Source organism: Streptomyces herbicida (genome assembly GCF_032656585.1).
GTDB classification, from domain to species: Bacteria; Actinomycetota; Actinomycetes; order Streptomycetales; family Streptomycetaceae; genus Streptomyces; species Streptomyces herbicida.
The window spans coordinates 14,730-35,395 of record NZ_JAUYWJ010000036.1; the positions used below are offsets into that span (position 1 = coordinate 14,730).

The 20,666-nt window shown below is 68.3% G+C and carries 15 protein-coding genes and 6 pseudogenes; 8 read left to right on the forward strand and 13 right to left on the reverse strand.

Going from position 1 to position 20,666, the window contains the following annotated elements:
• Nucleotides 1-603 precede the first annotated feature (603 nt).
• From Q8A52_RS44555 to Q8A52_RS44575, 5 genes are all read right to left on the reverse strand, one after another.
• Nucleotides 604-777 carry a hypothetical protein gene (locus tag Q8A52_RS44555; protein WP_316763415.1) on the reverse strand — a complete coding sequence of 58 codons (174 nt, stop codon included), beginning with the start codon at nucleotides 775-777 and terminating at the stop codon, nucleotides 604-606.
• 539 nt (nucleotides 778-1,316) lie between these two features.
• On the reverse strand, nucleotides 1,317-1,808 hold the full coding sequence (locus tag Q8A52_RS44560; RefSeq protein ID WP_316763418.1) for an alkaline shock response membrane anchor protein AmaP: 492 nt from the start codon (nucleotides 1,806-1,808) through the stop codon (nucleotides 1,317-1,319).
• A gap of 31 nt (nucleotides 1,809-1,839) precedes the next feature.
• Nucleotides 1,840-2,334 (reverse strand): DUF6286 domain-containing protein, encoded by a 495-nt coding sequence (locus Q8A52_RS44565; RefSeq protein ID WP_316763421.1) that lies wholly within the window; start codon nucleotides 2,332-2,334, stop codon nucleotides 1,840-1,842.
• Nucleotides 2,335-2,898: 564 nt separating this feature from the next.
• The gene (locus Q8A52_RS44570) at nucleotides 2,899-3,090 is read right to left on the reverse strand and encodes a hypothetical protein (RefSeq protein ID WP_316763424.1); all 192 of its coding nucleotides are present in this window, start codon (nucleotides 3,088-3,090) and stop codon (nucleotides 2,899-2,901) included.
• Nucleotides 3,091-3,120: 30 nt separating this feature from the next.
• Complete coding sequence (locus Q8A52_RS44575; protein WP_408649362.1) at nucleotides 3,121-3,615, reverse strand: Asp23/Gls24 family envelope stress response protein; 495 nt, start codon at nucleotides 3,613-3,615, stop codon at nucleotides 3,121-3,123.
• A gap of 766 nt (nucleotides 3,616-4,381) precedes the next feature.
• Here Q8A52_RS44575 and Q8A52_RS44580 point away from each other — a divergent pair.
• The 3 genes from Q8A52_RS44580 (at nucleotide 4,382) to Q8A52_RS44590 (ending at nucleotide 6,316) form a co-directional block, all read left to right on the forward strand.
• Nucleotides 4,382-4,702, forward strand: coding sequence for a hypothetical protein (locus Q8A52_RS44580; protein WP_316763428.1), 321 nt, complete (start codon nucleotides 4,382-4,384; stop codon nucleotides 4,700-4,702).
• A gap of 627 nt (nucleotides 4,703-5,329) precedes the next feature.
• Nucleotides 5,330-5,890, forward strand: coding sequence for a hemerythrin domain-containing protein (locus Q8A52_RS44585; RefSeq protein WP_316763431.1), 561 nt, complete (start codon nucleotides 5,330-5,332; stop codon nucleotides 5,888-5,890).
• Nucleotides 5,891-6,157: 267 nt separating this feature from the next.
• A complete protein-coding gene (locus tag Q8A52_RS44590; protein ID WP_316763434.1) occupies nucleotides 6,158-6,316 on the forward strand; it encodes a hypothetical protein in 159 nt (52 codons plus the stop codon).
• 147 nt (nucleotides 6,317-6,463) lie between these two features.
• Here Q8A52_RS44590 and Q8A52_RS44595 read toward each other — a convergent pair whose 3' ends face one another.
• Entirely contained in the window at nucleotides 6,464-7,300 is an 837-nt protein-coding gene (locus tag Q8A52_RS44595; protein ID WP_316763437.1) for a DUF6328 family protein, read from the reverse strand.
• A 47-nt stretch (nucleotides 7,301-7,347) separates the two neighbouring features.
• Between Q8A52_RS44595 and Q8A52_RS49350 the strand changes: the two genes are divergently transcribed.
• Nucleotides 7,348-8,214, forward strand: a complete 867-nt coding sequence (locus Q8A52_RS49350; RefSeq protein WP_408649364.1) for a replication-relaxation family protein — start codon at nucleotides 7,348-7,350, stop codon at nucleotides 8,212-8,214.
• Between the two features lie 195 nt (nucleotides 8,215-8,409).
• Here the strand turns inward: Q8A52_RS49350 and Q8A52_RS44605 are convergent, their stop codons facing one another.
• From Q8A52_RS44605 to Q8A52_RS44620, 4 genes and pseudogenes are all read right to left on the reverse strand, one after another.
• Nucleotides 8,410-9,132 (reverse strand): hypothetical protein, encoded by a 723-nt coding sequence (locus Q8A52_RS44605; protein WP_316763438.1) that lies wholly within the window; start codon nucleotides 9,130-9,132, stop codon nucleotides 8,410-8,412.
• Complete coding sequence (locus Q8A52_RS44610) at nucleotides 9,125-9,631, reverse strand: SigE family RNA polymerase sigma factor (protein ID WP_316763441.1); 507 nt, start codon at nucleotides 9,629-9,631, stop codon at nucleotides 9,125-9,127. Before Q8A52_RS44610 ends, Q8A52_RS44605 begins: the two co-directional genes overlap by 8 nt.
• A gap of 72 nt (nucleotides 9,632-9,703) precedes the next feature.
• Entirely contained in the window at nucleotides 9,704-10,714 is a 1,011-nt protein-coding gene (locus tag Q8A52_RS44615; RefSeq protein ID WP_316763443.1) for a L,D-transpeptidase, read from the reverse strand.
• A gap of 668 nt (nucleotides 10,715-11,382) precedes the next feature.
• Nucleotides 11,383-11,690 (reverse strand): annotated as a pseudogene (locus Q8A52_RS44620) (transposase); the annotation flags it as partial.
• Nucleotides 11,691-11,698: 8 nt separating this feature from the next.
• On the opposite strand from Q8A52_RS44620, the gene Q8A52_RS44625 reads away from it, so the two are divergent.
• Nucleotides 11,699-11,914, forward strand: a complete 216-nt coding sequence (locus tag Q8A52_RS44625; protein WP_316763524.1) for a hypothetical protein — start codon at nucleotides 11,699-11,701, stop codon at nucleotides 11,912-11,914.
• Between the two features lie 80 nt (nucleotides 11,915-11,994).
• Here Q8A52_RS44625 and Q8A52_RS44630 read toward each other — a convergent pair.
• Nucleotides 11,995-12,774 (reverse strand): annotated as a pseudogene (locus Q8A52_RS44630) (transposase); the annotation flags it as partial.
• A gap of 669 nt (nucleotides 12,775-13,443) precedes the next feature.
• Here Q8A52_RS44630 and Q8A52_RS44635 point away from each other — a divergent pair.
• Nucleotides 13,444-13,955: pseudogene (locus Q8A52_RS44635) on the forward strand (IS5 family transposase); the annotation flags it as partial.
• Nucleotides 13,956-14,065: 110 nt separating this feature from the next.
• Here Q8A52_RS44635 and Q8A52_RS44640 read toward each other — a convergent pair.
• Nucleotides 14,066-16,381 (reverse strand): discoidin domain-containing protein, encoded by a 2,316-nt coding sequence (locus Q8A52_RS44640; RefSeq protein ID WP_316763445.1) that lies wholly within the window; start codon nucleotides 16,379-16,381, stop codon nucleotides 14,066-14,068.
• A 676-nt stretch (nucleotides 16,382-17,057) separates the two neighbouring features.
• On the opposite strand from Q8A52_RS44640, the pseudogene Q8A52_RS49355 reads away from it, so the two are divergent.
• Both Q8A52_RS49355 and Q8A52_RS44645 read left to right on the forward strand, forming a co-directional pair.
• Nucleotides 17,058-17,324 (forward strand): annotated as a pseudogene (locus tag Q8A52_RS49355) (IS3 family transposase); the annotation flags it as partial.
• Nucleotides 17,325-17,416: 92 nt separating this feature from the next.
• Nucleotides 17,417-17,575: pseudogene (locus Q8A52_RS44645) on the forward strand (DDE-type integrase/transposase/recombinase); the annotation flags it as partial.
• A 632-nt stretch (nucleotides 17,576-18,207) separates the two neighbouring features.
• Here Q8A52_RS44645 and dnaK read toward each other — a convergent pair.
• Nucleotides 18,208-19,911: pseudogene (gene dnaK, locus Q8A52_RS44650) on the reverse strand (molecular chaperone DnaK); the annotation flags it as partial.
• Nucleotides 19,912-20,666 lie beyond the last annotated feature (755 nt).

Genomic DNA, 20,666 nt, shown 5'->3' on the forward strand with positions numbered 1-20,666 from the left:
CTTCACCACGAGCCAGGACCTGCAGACCTTCTTCGACTGCCACCGCCGCGGATTTGCCCATTTCGGCGGGGTGCCGATGTCGATCGTCTACGACTGGACCAAGACCGTCGTGCGCCGTCACGTCGCCCCCGGCGAGGCGGTGCCACTGCATCCGAAGGCGGTCGGCTTCGCCGACCACTGCGACTACCGCACCCTCCCTGTCGGGGATCGCAACCTGCGAACGTGCCCCCACCGCAAGCCCCCGCCCTTTCAGCACAGAAGGGCAGGGGTTGGTCGAGGAACCTTCAGTTCAACGGGGTTCTGGGAACGTGACAGGCACAGGCTTCCAAGATCATGGAGTACGCCAGGCTGAGCAGGCAGCCGCAATGCAGGACCCCCTCGGCGTCGATGGGGACGTCGGAGATGCGGGCCAGGTGTTCGCAGGCGTCGTCCCTCGCAGGGGAGAGACAGGGAAGACGCTCCCAATGTTGCAGCCCCCTGGGAGAGCCGAAGCTGGCTCGCACGCTCCTCTACTGCGCCTCCTGGCACTCCGGCTCGCCAGATGGTCACTACCCTGTAAACCGGTTCAGTGCCACGCGACCAGGCGCACCCAACATCACATTGTCAGCGCTTGAAGGAGTCCTTGGTCTTCTCTTTCTCGCCCCGCATCTTGCCCCGTGCTTCGAGGGCGGCGCCCTTTGCTGCGAGCGTATCTTTGTGCACCGCGTGGGCTGCCTTCCGCACGGTCTTTCCAACGACCTCTTCGGCTTTTGCCTTGACTTTCTCTCCGGCACTCATCTCAGTACCTCCGCACAGTCTCTCTAGCCACGTGCCCTTGAGACATGAGGCAAAACCACCTGCCGGACGCGCCGATCGGGGACGGCCGAGTCCTGTAGGTCTGGAGGGTTGCGGCAGGGCCGGCACCGCAGCGGCTGGCCGGCCAGGGCCAGGCGGCACGCCTTCGCCGGGCAGATGGGCCCTAGCCGCAGGTACCCCTGCCACGCGGTGGTCGGGGTCTGTGCTGTCTCACAGCCCCACTAGGTGGATTGACCTGCGAGAACAAGTTGGCGGTGGCCCACTGCCCCACCGCGCCTACCTGAGAGGTGGAGAGCGGGACTCAGTGAGGCTGGACCCGCTGTCGATATTCAGGCACGTCAGCGGACAATTCACACCGTTACGCCGTGAGGCCCCAGGCCCTCGCCCAGGCGGAGCGGTTCGCCAAAGACGACCCCGACGGAGGGTGGGGGCGGGTGGCCCCGGGGGAATCGCACCTGGAGCCGCCCGCCCCCTCACGCCGGTCGTGATCGCCAGTGCGGCGCCCCGGCCCGCCCTCGCCGTCAAAGATCGACCGCGGCAACGCGGCACGCAGGGACAGGTGCGGGTGGACATGGTGGACGACGCATCTGCAGGAGAAGCCGGAAAGGAGTGTCGTGGGCCTGGGCGAGGCCGTCCATGGCTTCAGCCTCGGCGGACAGGACAGACTCCAGCGCTCCTCCCCGCAGCCGGGCTCCTTCTCCGTCGCCACTGTCCACGAGGGTCATCGCAAGGCGGTGTCTGCGCAGTTGGGTCAGCAGCCACCACAGCAGGAGGATCAGCAGTAGGGCCAGCACGGCAATGACGACGGGCCACCACCACAGGTGGTCCCGGAACCGAGTCCTCCCCTCCACCCCGAGCACCACATCGTGGGGCCCCCGCAAGGGCCACCAGATGGGCACTTGCAAGTTCCACCGCCGCTGGAGGTCAAGCCCGCCGAGCAACACCGCAGCGCCCAGCGCGAACAGGCCGGCCCCGATCAGCGCCAGCAGCACCCGGTTGACCGTCCTGATCATGGGCTGTCACCTCTTCTTCGGTCGTCGGACGTCAAGGGACAGGGCGGGCGGGCGAGCCCGAGTTCTGTACGCCGTTTGCCACTGCCGATTCCAGGTCTGCCCGGACCACGTCTTCGAGATCGCGGAAGTGGGACCGGATCCTTGCTCTGATCTTGTGGCGGCCCACATCGATCCGGGCCGACTGGACGCCCGGCACCTCCATGGCCCGGTCGCGCAGCACGAGTGCGACGGCGGAGCGGCTGAGCCCGGCTCGAATGTCGGCACCGAGCGCATCACCGGGCGGCTGCATCGGCAGCAGCCACCGTAGTCCCGGGGTCACCGCAAGGATCAGCAGCCACAGGCCGACGGCCATCGCCGGCGCTGCACCGCCGATCATCCAGCCGTCGTCGAGGGGGCGGGTCGCCAGTTCGTCGGCGAGACTGCGCCGCCAGCTCATCGCCGGCCGCCCGGCCGGGACGGCCACCACGTCACACAGGAGGAGGCCGGTGACCGCGGCTGCGAGCAGGGCCACGATCGCGGCGGGCACGCGCCCCGCAGACCAGAACCGGCGCACGTGCTGCCTACCGGGGGCAGGTGCGCCTGGCCCGGACCTTGCCGGGCCTGTCGGCCAGGGTGGGGGAAAGCTGCTCGGTGTCGCTGGTCGCCACTCACTGGGTGGCAGCCTCCGGCTGCTGTTCGCTCATCTGGTCCTCCCGGTCACCACACCCCGCGTGTGTGCCGAATACAGACGCTCAACCATCACCACGACTTCTTGAACCTTCACACCCGCCAGTCGGCTCACTTGCTCGCTGACCGCGCGACGGACAGCGCCGCACTGGGCACCGATATCGGACGGATATCCCAGCTCCACCACGATGTACACCCGCGCCTGGCCAAGCACATGCTCCCGCTCGGGCGCAGGGCGCACCGACACGCTCGCGTGTGGCTTCGAGCAGCCGGGAGGGACGGACGGCGCCGACTCGCCAGCTCCGCCCAGTGCCTCACGCGCCGACTGCGAAGCGATCTTCGCGACGACTCGATCGGCAACGCGGGTCGCACCGCGAGCGCCTCTGGGTACCGCCGAGGGGACGATCTCTGGCTGCGGCACGGTTCACCGCCGCCGGTCGACACGATCACGGCTCCGGACGAAGTGCCCGAGCTGAAAGTCACCCTCCGCAAGCCCTCCAGCAGCGAACCCCACGGCGCCGAGCGCCGCCACCAGGAGAAAAGCCCCGAAGCCGCCGAAATAGCCGGCGAAGCCGAGCCCCATACCAGCAAGCAACCCCACCACGGCCATGCTCATCGTGCACTCCTTCGTGATTCACCAGGCCGGCTACCGCAGCCGTGGCTGCTCTTCCTCTTCGTCCTCTTCGTCGGGGAGTCTCACGTCACTGACCGCGATGTTGACTTCCACGACTTCCAGGCCCGTCATCCACTCGACGGCGGAGATCACGCTCTCGCGCACGGCAGCCGCCACGTCCGCGACCGAGACGCCGTAGTCGATGACGATTTCCAGATCGATCGCCGTCTGCGTCTCGCCGACTTCGACCTTGACGCCGCGGGAGACGGACTTGCTGGTACCGGGCACGCGCTCCCGCGCGGCACCGAAGGCCCTGGAGATGCCGCTGCCCATCGCGTGCACACCGACCACATCGCGGGCCGCTATCCCGGCTATCTTCTCCACGACGCCGTCGGCGATGGTGGTCCGGCCCCGCGCACCGGGCTCGCCGCGGCCCGCCGCGACATTCTTCTTGGCGGTTTCCTCCGCGACCTTCACGCCGAATGGCGCGCGCTGGTTCTGCTCTTCCATCTCGGCCATATCCGTCACCTCTTCGACCTGTAAGAACTATTTATCCGACTCCCCCGGTTAAGCTCGATTAGTCGGCAATCAGGAAAGTCCGGCGCGTAGCTCTCCTCCTCAACGGATGGTGTGAGCGGCCACATGAGAGGCGTTACCGGCGCTCTGGACACACGCGATATGGAAGGGGTGATTTCCGATGGCGTCGGACAGGTGGGCGCCGACTGTGCGACAGCGGATCGGCCGTGGCCGCCTCCTCCCGCTCGGCGGGCCCAAGGACGGTGCCTGGATCACCGAGAGCGCGGTCGGCGAGGTGCTCAGCCGCGCGGCCCACGAAGTATCCGGAGCTCCGCTGGGAACGGTGCGCGTGCGTCTGGCCGACCCGGAAACAGCGGCGGAGCCTTCCGTTCCAGCGCCCTGGACCGCACTGCCGCCGGGACCCCTGCGCATCGAAACGGAATTCTCGGCACCAGCCGGCCGGCCCCTGCCAGACTCAGCGGAGCAGCTGCGGCAGGCGCTGTTCACCGCGGCCCACGAACGCCTAGGACTGATGACCGCCGCGATCGACCTGCACGTAACCGGCCTCCTGGACGACCCAGCCCCGGCAGCCGGGACCACGCCACAGCACCCCTCCCCCATCACAGATGCCGGAACCGCGGAATCCCACGTCGCAGCTCCAGGCCCCCCGAAGCCGCCACCGGGCCAGGGAAAGGTACGAGCACTGCACGCACGGCTGGCCGACGCGGCGGTGGCCGTACCCGGCGTGACCCGCCTGGCCACCGTTTCAACACCACCCATGCCCCACGCCAGGAAGAACCCCGCTCACCCCGTCCGCATCACGGACCGCAGCGAACCCCCGGGCAGACACGTCCAGATCGAGCTTGCGACCGACGAGACCTATCGCTGCCTCGACGTCGCCCGCGCCGTCCGCGCGGCCGTGACCACCGCGGCGACAGCCGACGCCCCCGGCCCGGTGACCGTCGCCGTCATCGTCACCGCAGCAGAACGGCCCAGGGCTGACGATCCTGACCGGCGAGACACGCCCCGAGTCGGCGGCTCCGACACCGCCGGTGCGGCAACGCCAGCCGCTGTTCCTGGGCTCGAGGCCGACCTCTGAAAAGGTCCAGCCCATATACGCGCGAGCTCCGAAGAGTGGACGTTTCATCTGCTACAACTGCCGCCCTAAACCGGGTATCCGGCACCGATCCGCGGCAGGCGCACCACCCTGCTGCCCTGCGCGCCGTCACCGGAAAGTGCGGAACAGCCACCGATCACCGTCCGGAACAGGGACAGCAGACGGCCCCGATGCCGGGCGGGATCGGGGCCGTCTGACGCGTGCGCGCGTCCCGCGGTCGGGCTGGGGGCGTGCGCGCATCGCCCGTACAACGCACCCCACGGCCCCAGGTCACGCACCCGGCCATGCGTTCGTTGCGCCAGACCAGTGTGCCGGCACCACCTCCCCGGCGGCGGCCGCCGCCGCGGCTCCTGGGAGCAACTGCCGGCCGCGTCCAGATCACGGTGCGCATCGGGCGCTGGGCCGGGCCCGACGGTCTCGGAGCCCACTCAGCCGGGCCCCGCCCCTTGAGGGAAATCCGGGTCCGGCCCGGCGTCACACGCACGGTCCCCTCCGATCGGGTGAGTCGCACGCCTCAGGGTTCACTCGGCCAGCCCGGTGGGGGGATGACTGTCTTTCGGAGCGGGACGCACCCGGCCCCGACAAGAACCAGCGAGAGGCGGACACGTGATGGGGCATGGCGGAAATGTGATCGATGAGTTGATGGCCGACCACCGGCAGGTCGAGGAGATCTTCAGCCGGATCGAGTCGATGCCCGACGGGGCCCAGCAACTGCGTGATCTCGTGGACGAGGTCACCATCGAGCTGGTGCGCCACTCGGTCGCCGAGGAGCAGTACCTGTACCCGGCCGTCCGCGAGCACATCGAGGGCGGCGACCGGCTCGCGGACAAGGAACTCGCAGATCACGCCCGGGTCGAGAAGATCCTCAAGCAGCTGGAAAGGACGGACACCAACGACCCCCAGATGAGTCCGCTGCTGCACCAGCTCATGGAAGAGGTGTCCACCCACGTCCAGGACGAGGAGAACAACCTCTTCCCAGCGCTGCGCCAGGCCTGCTCCTACGAAATGCTCGACGATCTCGGGGACAAGATCCGCCGCGCCAAGACCATGGCCCCGACCCGCCCGCACCCCGCCGCCCCCCACACCCCGCCCGCGAACAAACTCCTCGCCCCGGGCGTCGGCCTGGTCGACCGGGCCCGCGACTTCATCACCGGCCGCGGAAAATCCTGACGCCCGGTATCCAGGGCCGGCCGGCAACGCCCGCCGGCCCCGGGCACCCGGCCCGGCGAGCGCAGTGACACCGGTCATGGCCCCGGATGTGGCGGCCACCCACACCGATCCGGCCACGAGCTGGGCAGCCGTGCATGCGCCCCTCACATCGGGGTGCGGGCACTGTCGTGGCGGGTGAGGGTGGCAGGGTGGATGAACGTCGCGGATGAACGTCGCGGATGAACGTCGAGTGATGGTGCACCACCCGACGAGTCGGGTGGACGCCGAGTGCAGGTGGACGCGGAGATCCTGGGCACCGCGTACTGCCTGCACGACCTGATGCTGCTACTGGGCCAGGCCGGGCTTAAGTCTCTGGACGAGGTGGCCGTAGCCGAACACCCGCTCATCGAGTGGCACGGAGGAGGGCCCGAAGTGTGGAAACCCTGAACGTGTCCCTCAGCCTCCCCGCCCGATATTGGTCACTCGCCTGAACATCCGGCCCTCGCCCGGAGGGACCTTTCAGACCGTAAGTTATCCGCCCGGGCCAGAGCCCCTGCTGTCAGCGGCCAAGGACGTTCTCCAACTGCCGCATGGTCATCGAGCACCCCGCCGCCCTCTCCCCCGCCCTTGTTGCCCCTGTCCGTACCGTGGGCGTGCCCGCCCTTTGCTTCTGCCTGACGTGCCTTGAGCTCGGCGCTGCGCTGCGGCGTGGCACCGCCTTTGTGGCTGCGCCGCTGCTCTGGTCGCTGTGGATCGGGCATCTACACGTACGCGCTCACGTCGGCATTCGGTTCTGGGTATCGAGTTCCCCCAGTACCCACCCGACGCATCTGCACCCGTCCGGAGGGCTACCCGGCATGCCCTCGACACTTTCGAGAACCGCTTGGCCCTGAACCACGCGGAGGCCTTGGCCTTCGCCACGCCCCCCGCAATGCGGGCAGCAAATTGGTCACATACGTCGTAGGGCCACGGCACCAAGAACCACAGGCCGGCGAACATCACCGTGGTAGCGGTCGTGATGGTGATGGCCGCGATACGGCCGAGCACGAGATCCATCAGCAGGAGAACAGCGCCGTTGAGGGCCAGCGCGAGAAAAGCGAGGCCGACTTCCGCGTACAGGGACGACAGGGCAACAATGCGCGGCTTCACGCCGCGCTGGAACAGGCCGCGGTGCAAGGCCACCGGGGTGGCAAGGACGGCAGAAGTGATGACGGTCAGCAGCAGCGTGACGACATAGGTGTCCCGCTGGAACGCAGTGAGCTGCGGAAAGCGGCTGGTGAACGCCACCCCGAGCAGGAAAGCGAAGAGAATCTGCACGCCAGTCTGGAGGACACGCAGTTCCTGGAGGAGCTCGACCATATTGCGGTCGGCCCGCTCCTCGGGCGTTTCATTCCGCGGCGTCGGCGGTAGTGGTTGTGGCTCCTTCGGCACGATGTCACTGTCCGCGCTGCCAGCCCGTCGTGCCACTTCCCGAAGGCGTGTGTCGGCGCCCACCGACTCCTTGCGGTCGCCCCCGGCCAGACGTACTGCACACCGCTGAGGACCACCGCCGAGCGCCTGCGGGCCCGCAGCCAGCCGCGGCAGCGGGCAGCCACCACCCGAATAACGGCGTCCGTTGCGGCTTGTCCGCGTCGGCTGGGCCTCGGCGCTCCGCGCCGGACGAGTCGGCGCACCATGAGGACCAGGGCGCCAGCCGGGCGCAACTGCGCGGACCTGGGTTCCCTGAGGTCTACCACTCCGGCAGCGGCGAGGCCGTCATCCCCGACGCCCTCCTGTACTACCGCGACTCCAGCGACGGCGGCGCCATGCTGCGGGCCTTCGTGGAAGTCGACCGAGCCACCATGGGACCGGAGCGCCTGGCCGCGAAACTCACCGCCTATTTCACCGTCCTGGCGGCGCCGTTGGTCGACCTGCTCCAGGGCGGCCCCTCCGCACGCGTGTGGCACTCCATCCACGCCCTCGGCCGCCGGTCCCCTGGAGCCTGCCCCGGCACCCGTAGACAGCGCACGACACTGCCCTCCTCCTGGTCGTGGAGTACTGCCGGGAGGACCCTGGATACGTGGCAAGAAAGAGCGTCCGCAGATGCAGCCAGTGCGGCAGCCCGCTCCCCGAGGGCAGCCGCCGCTCACGCCGGCACTGCTCAGCGGCATGCCGCACAAAGGCGGGGCGGTGGCGGAGCAACGTCGAGGTGGAGGGCACCGCATGAGTGTGGAAGGGAGACCGTCGAATACCGCCGACTGCCGGTGAAACAGCGAGGCTGTGGACGACGTGGACGACGTCGAAGCGCCGGTGGCTCCCGATCTCGGATCCCGATGGAGCGCGACCGTCAGCCTCGGCGAACGTGAGATCCACCTGCTGGCGGTGAGGCCGTCACCGCCTGCCGGATTTCGTGCAACGCTCGGTCGAACAGGGCGCGGGCGCAGCGGCTTGCAGACCAGGGTCTGGCTTGCCCCGCGAACTCCCGGGCGCGGCAGCCAGAGGTGTGGGCGGCCGACTCACCCCGAGGGCGGCGGCCTTCGCACACCGCCGACGGTTCGGCATCAGCGGTTACCGGTGATCGGCCGGCGGTCGGAACACACGGAGTCCGGTTGTGCGTTCGCGGCCTGCCAGCCCTTGATCTCCACCCGCGCGCCGGGCCTTATGACGTCGTAGACCTCCTTGCCGGTTGCGGGTCCGAGGCCGATAGAGCCAGGGTTGGTGCGGCGGCCGACGCTGTTGAAACCGTCGGAGTCCATCGCCCACATCAACAGCCGCTCGTGGTGATTGCGGTCGGTGAAGGTGACCGCCCACCGCCTGACCTTCGCATCCCCGCCCTTGCCGACCGTGCTGGAAGGCATCGTCAGGATGGGGTACTTGGCGGTGACCGTGACCGACTTTTCGCCGATCGGGCAGATGTCCATCGGCCCCACAATGCCGTAATCCTTCCCCTCGATGGTCAGTAGGTTGGAGTTCAGGTCGACCGTCACCCGCTGGACGGGCGTCGGGGGCGGGACGGGTGTGGGGGTGTGGGACACGGACGTCGCGGGAGGTGCGGTCGGTTTGGCCGAGGAACCGAGGGCGCCAGTGGTGACGGCGATGAGGGCCGCCGCCGCCATCGCGGTGGCGGACAGCGCAGCGTGTCGGGTGCGGCGGCGGCGCACCGCCCGGCTCCTGACCTGTGCTCCCGTGGTCAGGGCCAGTGCCGCGTTGTGCGCGACCAGGCCGTGGAGTCGGGCGGACAGCTCCGCCCCGGTCAGGGGATGCGGTGGCTGCTGGTCAGGCACGGGCTTCCTCCGTCGGATGGGATTTGTCACTCACCAGGTGGGCGGCCAGTGCCGTACGGCCGCGTGACAGGCGTGCCTTGATGGTGCCGACGGCCGCGCCGGCCTCGGCGGCTATCTGCTCCACGCTCAGATCGCACAGGTGATGCAGCACGATCGCGGTCCGCTGGGCTTCGGGCAGGCGCCGCAGAGCGGCGACCAGCGCCACATGGTCGGTGCTCGGTTCAGGCTCCGGCCGCGGCGCGGGCTCGCCCCGGACCAGCTCCCACCAGCGGCGCGCCCGCCGCCAACGGCTCATCGCCAGACGGTGCGCCACCGTGCGGATCCATGCCTCCGGATCCCGGTCACCCGTCAGGACGGACGAACGCCGGTCCCAGGCGCGTACGAACGCCTCCTGGACCACGTCCTGGGCTTCGGCCCAGTCGCCCGTCAGGGCGTACAACTGGCCGACCAGACGCGGGTAGGCAGCCGTGAAGAAGAGGTCGAATTCGCCTTCGGTCACCTTGTCGTGCTCTCTTCTCACAGCGCTGAGCGCGCGCTGTGCCGGTGCGGTTGGGGGGTATGCGGTGGGAGGTTACGCGGTCGTGGTCTCTCCGACGAAGCTGTGCTCGAGCCACTGCTTCCAGATCAGGTTCCAGTCGCCGTAACCGTTGCCGACGGCGACGGTGTCCTTGTTCGCCCCGGTGACCCGGATGACGTCACCGACCATCACCTGGTCGTAGAAGCGCCGGGCGGTGCCGTCGGTGGCAAGGCCGACACAGCCATGGGTGACGTTGCTGTGCCCCGCCGCTGTGTCCGCGTGCGGATTCTGGTGCACGTAGGTCCCGGACGTCGTCAGGTGCACGGCCCAGTAGTAGTCGCCGTTGTAAGCGTCACCGAGACCCACGGTGCGGGAGTCCATGTGCACCTTCGACGCCTTGTCCATCACGACCATCGTCCCGTTCCAGGTGTCCGTCCCCGGCGCTCCTGTGGTGACCGGGATACTCGTCGTCTTCCCGCCGGTGCGGACGGTCATCGTGTGCGTCTTCGCGTCGACCGTGGCGACCAGCGACCTGCCGATGGTGAACTGGCGGACGCCGTGCGAGCCGACGCGGAGGGTGACCTTGGTGCCGGGCTGCCAGTAGGTGGTGTCGGGACGGAAGTCGACACGCTGCCCGTCCAGGAGGTTGTGGTCCTTCACCCAGCTCCACGCGCCCCTCGTGCCGGACGACGTCTGCACCCGCAGCCAGCTCTCCACGGCCTTGCGATCGGCGGCGGGAACCGGCCGGGAGAAGGTGACGGATATCGGCATGCCCACGCCCACCGTCTGCCCGTCGGATATGTGCACCCGCGCCTGCGCGAGCTCGGCGGGCTCCGGCACCGACGGAGCCGGGCGCACGGACGCCTTGGCCGACCCGTCGTTGTTCGCGCCTGCGGCCTTCGCGGCCGCCGTGGCGGAAGCCCGGGCATCCGGTGCGTCGCCGCTCGTCCGGACGCCGGTACCCGCGTCCGTCGAGCAGCCGACGGCCGAGAGCAGGGCGGTACAAGCCGCGACAGCGGCGCCGACACGGCCGGCGGTCCGACCGGCCGAACGGTCCAAGTGCATGAAATCCCCCAGTTGAGATGCGGTATCGCCTCCTATACGCACGGGCCTGCGGCCAGGTTGCATCGGACCGGAACCCTTTTTCAGGAACGAAGAAGACCGGACCGTCACGGGCCCGTTGTCCGATCCACAGGGCACAGTCCTCACGGCCCCGCGAACTCATCCCGGACCGGACTGCGGCCTGCGATGAGAAGCCTCCCGCCACTCGACCAGCTCATCGCACGGCTCTCTCTACGAGCGAGCTTCGGCATCGCTCCCAGCATCCGATTACCCGGAGCCTGGTGGACCGGCTGCTCGGCAGCCTCAGTTAGGGTTCTTGATCCTCTGCTGATGGTCGGACAGAGCAATATCAACACTGGTGGCCAGGCCGAGCAGTGCGCCGAGGGTCGCGATCCGCAGGTGGGGCGCAGGCCGACGGTTGCGCCCAGCCATCCCTCCTGCCAGTGCCCCGATGGGGCGGATGCCGTAGTTGACAGGCGGCTGGCTCCTGCCACGCGGGACCGTAGCGTGTCGGGTATCAGCGCCGCAGTGAGTGATGCGCCTGCGATGTCTAGGAGCATCACGCCGAATCCGGAGCCGAACTCCGCCAGGAACAGGCACGTTGCCTTGAAGGGAAGTGGGTCGTGCGCCAGTGGGATCAGGGCGAGTGGCGCGGGAAGGCGAAGAGGGGGCTGGGCGGCGGCGTGCCAGTCTCCGTGCTCGCGTCGCCGCCGGTGGTGGGCGTTGGCTCCAGTGGATGCCCGGAAGGCGAAGGCCCAGAGGCAGCCAGCGTGGTTGAGCCGGTCGTTCTTCACCCACCGCCGTGTAATGGCCGACTTCTTGCCGGAGGCCCTGGTGATGGGCGAGGAGCCGGCGTATGCCTTCAGGCCGCGGGAGTCGGCGAAGCGAGTGTGGTCGTCCCCGATCTCAGCCAGGATCCGGGCGGCGAGCTGGATGCCGAGCCAGGGAAGCTCACCAGGATCTCGGCGTCCGGGTGCTGAGGGGAACGTGCAGGATGTGCATGCCGTCGGCGCCGACCTGCAGCACCTGGGCGAGCAGCGCCTCCCCGCCCCGGGGCAGCCGGTCGTAGCGCACCGGCCGGCCGGAACGGTCGGCCCACTGCGGTGTGACCAGCCTGGCCAGCCAGCTCTCGGCGTGAACGGCAAGTTCCTCCAGGGCCCGGCGCAGGGTCTCGGCGACCAGCTCACCGCGGCGAGCACGTGAGCGGAGTCGGTGCGTAGCCGGCCGCGCCGCTTGACCAGGCCCGCGGCCACCAGCCGGTCGACCATCGCGGCCAGCAGACGGTCGGCCCGGGCCCCGTCGGTCATCCGGTCACGGAACTCGCTGAGCACCGAGTGGCCGAAGCCCGGATCGTCCAGTTCCAGGCCCAGGCAATACTTCCAGTCCAGTTGGCAGCGCACGGCCTCGGCGGCCTGCCGGTCAGTGAGGTTCTCCGCGTACTGCAGCACCGACACCAGCGCCAGCTGGGCGGGCGAAAGCCCTCTGCGCCTATCGGATGGATACCAGTCGGCGAAGTCCTCGTCGGTGAACAGGCCATCCAGCCGGTCCCGCACCCACATCGCCGTTGTGCCTCGCAGTTGCTCGCCCGCGCCATCCGCGCTGTCAGCGGCGGGATCATCCGACCCTGCACAGACCTCATTGCCATCGCGGCCCCCCGACCGCCGAACCTGTCCCGCTGTGGATAGCAGTCCAGAGGTCCACCACAACCGAACGCCGAATACGGCCGCTTCACCCGACCGAGCGAAGATCACCAGCATCCGGAACTGCTGGTGGTGCCAAGTTGTGCGTCCGAGCGACTGCTCACCGCGAGGCGCCGGCGGCCTCGGTGACCATATTGCCCAGCTCAAAATCCGTCGGCCGCACGTAGTGAAACTGCATCTGCATGTATGTCGACCTTGGCCTTTCCTGCCACTGGCCGGACTGGTCACGGCAACCATACAAGCGCCTGCCGTGAAGCCTCTGCACATTAAGCAGGTATCCGTGTTCCGTTGCCTACTGATAGCCAGCTCACGGTTGCGGTCCTTAGGTTCGCTGCAATGTGCGGTGCCGAGAAGATGGGCCATGCCGCCGCCTCCCGGTGCGATGAGGGCCCAGCCAGCTCGGACCGTACCTGGGACTCAGGTGGCGGCTGCACATCCCGGCTGGGGGAGGGCATGGTCATCCCTCGCCCGTCTGCGCGGCCGTGACCGGGTGACGCGGGAACCGCCAGCGCCAGTCGACTTCGGCCCCAGTCGAGCATGCCGACGACAACTCACCTCATCTAGAAGGGACTTTCGCGATGGGCAAGCATCGGAAGACTTTCGGGAACGGCAGGCACAGAAGGCCCGCCGCGAAGGGCCCCACGGGGCTCGGGTCCGTCGCGGCGGGCGGCCTGCCGGCCGCTGCGTTGTTCGTCGCGGGTGCGTCGGCGGCCGAGGCTGCCGATTCACAGTCCACCAGTGCGGGCGATTACCAGTCCGACGACTCCAGACCCTCCGCCCCGGACGACACCCAGTACACCGATCAGTCCGGCGACCCCACGTCCTCGGCTGCGGACGACTCTCAGTACACCGGCTACCAGCCCGACCAGTCCAACAACCCCGCCGACTCGACCACAGACGACTCACAGCCAGTTGCTGGATCCGGTCGCAATGACGATGCCGACCCGCCGGCCAGGCGTGGGTGCCGGGCAAAGAACCCGGCGCACATCGGATCTCGGGGGACGCAAGAACGGCCTGCATCGTCTCCCCGTCCGCTTGAACCAAGCCCTGCTCTGCAGATCTCGCGGTGGACTGACGAGCAGGATTCATCTCGCTGCAGACCGCAAGTGCCGTCCGTTGGCCCTCGTGCTGACCGCACGGCAGGCCGCCGACAGCCCGCAGTTCGTCCCAGTGCTGCAGAAGGTGTGCATCCGCCTTCCCGTCGGCCGGCCCCGAACCCGGCCCGACGCTGTCGCCGCGGACAAGGCCCGCTCCTCCCGCGCTAGTCGCTCCTACTGCGCAAACGCAGCATCAAGGCAGTCATCCCGGAGAAGAAGGACCAGGCCGCCAACCGGAAGAAGAAGGGCAGCCGAGGCGGCCGCCCCACACGCCACGACGCCGATCTCCACAAAGAATGGAACACCGTCGAGCGCCTGATCAACAAGCTGAAGGCCTGGCGGGGCATCGCGACTCGATACGACAAGACACCCAAGAGCTACCTTGCCGGCCTCCACCTCCGTGCCTCGATGATCTGGATCAACGACCTTCCGAAGACAACTGGTTGATCACAACATCACACAGGCCGTGGACGGCCCAGAAATCCTCACCGGTGCGGAATGATGGGGGCGCATGGTGTCCCGGCCGGGCGGGGGGTTGCCCGGCCGGGGTCTCGGTCTCAGTCGATCGTCAGCATCCGGGCCTTGCTCGGCACGCCCTGAGCGTCGAGTGCGAACAGCATGTAGGTCCCTGGAAGGGCGACGCCCGGGTCGGCCGGGATGTCGACCTGGTACGAGGTAGCGGCCGTGGCCTGGAACTTCAGGGGCACGCGGCGCTGGTCGTTGTCGGTGGAGTGGGTCGCCGCGCTGGCGCGTACGAGGGCGAAGGCGGTGACCGGCTTGTCGGTGGTCACCGACAAGCGGGTGCCGTTTCCGGTCCGGGCGGGCACCTGACCGGTGATGGCCGGGCGGGGCCTTTGGCTGCCGTCCGCGTTGAGGAGATACGGCGGGGTGAAGATCGCGCCGTCCAGGTGGTTCGTGGCGCAGTCCCCGCACAGGCCCCCGCCGCCGGAGAAGATCCGGCCGTCGGGCAGCAGATTGGCGACGCTGTGGTAGTTGCGCGGCACGGCCATCGACGCCGCGGGCGTGAACGTTCCGGTGGCCGGATCCCAGATCTCCGGGGTCATGACGGATGTCGCGTCGCTGAAGGGTACCGGGTAGGACTGTCCGCCGAACACCGCCACCTTCCCGTCCGGCATGACCACGCTGTTGCTGAACGCGCGCGCGAAGCGCATGTCCCCGGTGCGGGCGCTCACCGGCTGTCCGCTGCCGCTCGCGTCGACGGTGTAGGCACGGTTCGTGGCCTTGGTCTTCTCGTAGGCGGTGGCGCCGCCGAGGGTGAGCAACTTGTCGATGTCGTAGGCGACCGCGTTGCCGTTCATGGCGTCCTGGCTGTCGGCACGGGTCCCGGCCGCAGTGATGGTCCCGGCGCCGGTCGTGGTGATCCAGTTCATCTGCCTGCTCGGGCCGAGCTGCAGCACCCGGCCGTCCGAAGTGGCGTGCAGCCACTCATGGTTGTCCGCCCGGTAGGGACCTGCCGGGTCCGCGGTCATGGTCGGGGCGACGGGAACGCCGGGCAGGGTGCGCCAGGTTCCCGTGGCAGGCGACCACACTTCGGCGTTCTTGCCGCCCGCGCCGCCGCTCCAGGAACCGCCCAGGACAAAGGCGCCGCCGTTGGACAGCAGGGTCATCGCCTGGTAGCCGCGGGGTATGTGCATGTCCGCGGTCGACGTCCAGGCGTCCGTTGCCGGGTCGTAGATGCTCGCACGCTCCGCGTTGCTGCCGCCGGTGACCAGGACGCGCCCGTCGGACAGGATGGCGATCCCCGGGCAGAACATGTCGTGCCCGGTGTTGTCGATACGCCGCTGTGAGACCTGACCGGTCGTCAGGTCCATGATTGCGGTCTGGGTGTAGCCGTGGCTGTCGCCGAACCGGTCGACGCCGTACGCCGACCAGGCGAGCAGTTTGTTGTTCGGCAGGACGGCCGTGGCCACCGGAACCAGGGGAAAGCCCGTCACCGGACCCCACGCACCCGCTCGGGCGGGATCCGCGGGCCCGGCCAGCCGGATTTCGGCCGCCGAGGACCACGGGCCGCGGCCGCCCGCCTCGGTGGTGGCGGTCAGGCGTACGTACCGGGCCGTCACCGGCCGGATGAATGAAGCGCCCTTGACCGTGTCGTCATCGGCCCAGGTGCCGGACGCCACCGGCGCGCCGAAGGACGCGCCATCCGAACTGGTGGTGACGGTGAAGGCGCCGATCCGGCCGTTCGCGGAGCCCTGACGCGGCTGATAGGTGAGCTGGGAGACCGTGCGGGGCCTCTTCATGTCGATGGTGATGCTGTGCGGCAGCGCAGTGGGGGTCCCCGACCACTTGCTGTGCCAGAGGGTGTCGCTATCGCCGTCCAGTACGTTGGCGGCGTGTCCGTCCTCCGCGGAGCTCTCCTCGTCGCTTGCGGTGGCGGTCCATCCCTCGCGCGACAGGTCGATGACACCGGCAGTGGAGCCGGGATCGCCGAGCAGGTCGAGTTCCGCCGCGGATGTCCACGGACCCCGTCCGCCCGCTTCGGTCAGTGCCGTCAGCCGCACATACCGGGTGCCCTGCGCGGCGAAGGACAGCGTCTTGACCGTGGCGTCGTCCGCGAGAGTGCCGGAGGCCACAGGCTCCCCCCACGCCCGGCCGTCGTTGCTCAGCCGGATCTCGTACTTGCCGATACGGCCGTTGGGGCTGACGGCCCGCGGCCGGTAAACGATCGCCGACACCACGGCGGTGCGGTGCATGTCGATGGTGATGCTGTGCGGCAGCGAAGCGGGGGTGCCCGACCACTTGCTGTGCCAGATGGTGGCGGTATCCCCGTCCAGCACGTTCGCGGCGCGCCCGTCCTCCGAGGCGCTCTCCTCGTCGCCGGCGGTCACCGTCCAGCCGTCCCGTGGCAGCACCGGCGCAGCGGGTTTCCTCGCGGATGCCGGCGCCACCCCGTGGTGTGGGGCGAACCCCGCACCGGCAGGGCCGGGCACCCCTGAACTGTCCGCCTCTGCGGGCCCCGGGCCGAGGCCCGTCAGGGGGAGCAGGGCGGTGGTCGCGACCAGCACCGCGACGAGGATGAGAGTGCGGGAACCTATCAGGGAACACCATGGCCTACGGGATAAGCCGGATCTGCGAACACGCGGTATCGGCACGGTAATGGTCTCCAAAGGTGAGAAGGCGCCTTGCGGCGCAGCCAGATGACCATCAACGGCTGTGTGCTGCCAGGGCGTACAGACCGTTCCGAGCCAATGAAGGCACGTAGGCGCACCTGGGTTGAGCCGAGGTCGGCCAGGGTCGGGCCGGCGCTCAGCGCGATTACGTAACCCGCTGGCGGTGAGTGCGACAGCGCCTATGCACCTGATCCTCATAGGGCGGTGTCCTTCCGGTGGAAGCATGCGGGAGTGCCGCTGACGGGCCGTGCGAGTCAGCGCGACGAGCTTGTCCACCACCGATCACTAGGACAATCAGGAGCCGCCGAAATACGGATACGTGAAGTTCCCCCTGATCTTGGACACTCGATCTCCATGCCGCGAGGGCGTGCTGGTGGCGCTGCCTGGCCTCGGCCGGGGTGAAATAGCCGAAGACCTTGTGCTTGCGCAGCCGACGCCGAATGAATGCCCTCTTCAGCTCGGCGACCTCCTTCTTCAAAGCGCCCACAAACAGCGCCAGGCTCTCCCGTCGCCGCGCAAGGTTCGCGACACGGGACTGAAAATCCTGGCCAGGGAGGTCTACGACGCCAACTACCGTGTCTATGGAGCGAGAAAGGTCTGGCGCGAGCGGAACCGACGAGGTCACCAGGTGGTCCGCTGCACCGTTGACCGCCTCATACGCGAACTCGGCATCACCGGCGCCGTGCGCGGCAAGAGGGTCGTCACCACGATCGTCGATCCGGCCGCCGGACGGGCTCCGGACCTCGTGACCGCGACTTCGTCGCCGACGCTCCGAACCGGACCTGGGTCGCGGACTTCACCCATGTCGCGGCCTCGGCCGGGACCATCTACGTCGCGTTCGTCGTGGACACCTTCTCCCGCCGTATCGTCGGCTGGTCCGCGGCCACTGCCAAACACACCGAACTGGTCCTGGCCGCACTGGAGATGGCGCTGTAGCAACGCGACAGGTCCGGTACCTGGCCAGGGTCGGGCGAGTTGATCCATCACTCGGATGCGGGTCCGGGCATTACACGTCCTTCACGCTGGCAGAGCACCTGGACCGAGCCGGCATCGCGGCCTCGATCGGTTCGGTCGGCGACGTGTACGACAAACCCTTGTCGTCACACTGCACGTCTTCTCCTATCGGGTTCGCTTTGGGACCGCTGTTGCTGGTCGGCGGCTGTCGAGGCGGACGCCTTGCTGGGCGCGGGGCGGGTTGGGTCCCGGGTATGGGTAGAGGCAGGCGTTCTTGTCGTCGTACTTCTCGCCCTCGAGCAGTCCGGTCCGGTGGCCACTTCCAGACGGTGGGGACGCTGACGCCGAGGAGTTCGGCGAGTTCGTACGCGGTCAGTAGACCACGTTCCAGAAGCCGGTCGAAGCGGCTGGTGAACTGGTAGTACAGGTAGCCGAGCGGGGCAAGCCGCCTACCAGCCCCGCTCCAATCTCGTCCGCAAAATCACTCGTGGACAGGACCTTGAGTGCTGGTCGGCGTCGCGAGGTTCCTCGCCCCACCTCCTTGGCAGCAGTCGGGGTACGGGTTGCTCGGAGCACTCAATGGTCCACGCAGCCTCAATGAGGTCTCAGCGGTCGAGATTCTGCGCGGTGATGGCGGCCTTCTCGGTGGCCTCGCGGACGGCCGCGTCGTCCCCGTTCTTCAGGGCTTCCTTGAGCTCGCCGACCGCGGCCTCGACCTCGGTCTTGACGTCGCCCGGCACCCTGTCCGCGTGGTCCTGAATGAACTTCTCGGTGGCGTAGACGAGTTGATTGGCCCGGTCGCGCATCTCGGCGGATTTACGGCGCTGACGCTCCCGCTCCGCGTACCGCCCGGCCTCACGCACCATGCGCTCAAGGTCAGCCTTTGGCAGGGCGGATCCGCCGGTGACCGTTACGCGTTGCGCCTTGCCGGTGCGCAGGTCCTTGGCGGAGACGTGCATGATGCCGTTGCCGTCGATGTCGAAGGAGACCTCGATCTGGAGCTCACCGGCCTTCGCCGGTGGCAGACCAGTCAGTGTGATCGTGGCGATCTTCTTGTTGTAGGCCGTGAGCTTGTGCTCACCCTCGTAGACCTTGATCTCCAGTGCCGTCTGGTTGTCCCGCGTCGTCGTGAAGATCTCGGACCGCTTCGTCGCGATCGTGGTGTTGCGCTCGATGACCTTGGTCATGATGCCGCCCCTGGTCTCGATGCCGAGAGACAACGGGGTGACGTCGAGCAGCAGGACGTCCCTGACCTCGCCCTTGAGGATGCCGGCTTGGAGGGCTGCGCCGACGGCGACCGGGTCGTCCGAACGGACGCGTTGGCGTTCCTTTCCACCAGTCAGTTCGTCGACCAGCTCGATGACCGCGGGCATGCGTGTCGAGCCGCCGACGAGGATGACGTAGTCGATCTCCGCGAGCCCTATACCGGCATCCTTGATGACGTTGTGGAACGGCGCCTTGCAGCGCTCCAGCAAATCAGCGGTGAGCTGCTGGAACCCGTCCCGGGTAAGCCTCTCGTCCAGGTGCAGCGGGCCCTGAGCAGAGGCAGCGATGTAGGGCAGGTCGATCGTGGTCTCGGCGGTCGAAGAGAGCTCGACCTTCGCCCTCTGCGCGGCCTCGCGCAGGCGCCGAAGCGCTGTCCTGTCCTCGGCGAGATCGATGCCGTGGTCGTCGGCGAATCGCTTGACCAGATGGTCGACGATGCGCTGGTCCCAGTCGTCACCGCCGAGTTCGTTGTCGCCGCTGGTGGCTTTCACCTCCACCACGCCGTCGCCGATCTCCAGCAGCGACACGTCGAAGGTGCCGCCGCCGAAGTGGATGACCATGATTATCTGATCATCCTGGTCTAGGCCGTAGGCGAGAGCGGCGGCGGTCGGCTCGCTGATGATGCGCACGACGTTCAGCCCCGCGATCTGGCCGGCCTCCTTGGTGGCCTGCCGCTCGGAGTAGCCGAAGTACGCCGGGACGGTGATCACCGCATCGGTGACCTGCTCGCCCAGGTAGGACTCGGCGTCCCGCTTCAGCTTCTGCAGGATGAACGCGCTGATCTGCTGCGTCGTGAAGTCCGTGCCATCGATGCACACCTTCCAGCCGGTACCCATGTGGCGCTTGACTGAACAGATGGTGCGGTCCGCGTTGGTCACCGCCTGCCGCTTGGCCGCCTCACCGACCAGCACCTCACCCTTCTTCGTGAAGGCGACGACGGAGGGCGTTGACCTGGCGCCCTCCGCGTTGGTGATGACGGTCGGATCACCTCCTTCGAGAACACTCACCACAGAATGCGCCGTACCAAGGTCGATCCCGACAGCACGAGCCACCGTGCACTCCCCCCAGCCGCCGCGGCGACAGCCGCGCGTGAACTTCCCCTCCATCAGGTTTCCATATCCGGCCAATTCGCACACGGCTCTTCAACGGACCGCAGGCTCTCCCCTTGAAGAGGGACACCAGCCCGGCCGAAGGACGACGCAACGAGCTGACCGCCTGCGCCGTGGACTCCCGGATCGTCAAGACCTCCACCAACGTGCCCCGGGCCGGGCGGAGCATCGACGCGGCCGAGCGCACTGGGAACGTCGTACTACTCCGAAAACGCCGGGAAGCACAACGCAGTAACGACGCGCCCGAGCCACGCCCGGACGCGTTCGAGCATCATCAAGGCTGTGGAGACTGGCATCCCGATCCGGGCGTCCGTGATCGCCTTCGACCCATCGGAAAGCGGCGACGACACGACGCGTGAGCTTCAGGCGTCTTCTCGACGTGGCTTCGCGTGGGCAACGTCCAGGATGCGCCGCTCGGCGCCATCCTCGGCGGTCCCGAGATGGCGCAGGCCAACGCGACCATTCGACGGGGGTGGGATCTCAGCGTCTCTTACAGCTGTGGCCCCGACAGCCCGTGTGGCCCGGACAACGACAGCGGTGGTGGTGGCGACGAAAGCGAGTGCTCTCCGGGCTACCCCGGTTGTTCGTGCTCCCCGAGGAACTGAGGGCACATGGAAACCGACCTGCCGGAATCCGCAATCCGACCCCTCATCCAGGAGCACACGGGCCCGGTGGCCGCGATCCGGCGGACCGCGCAC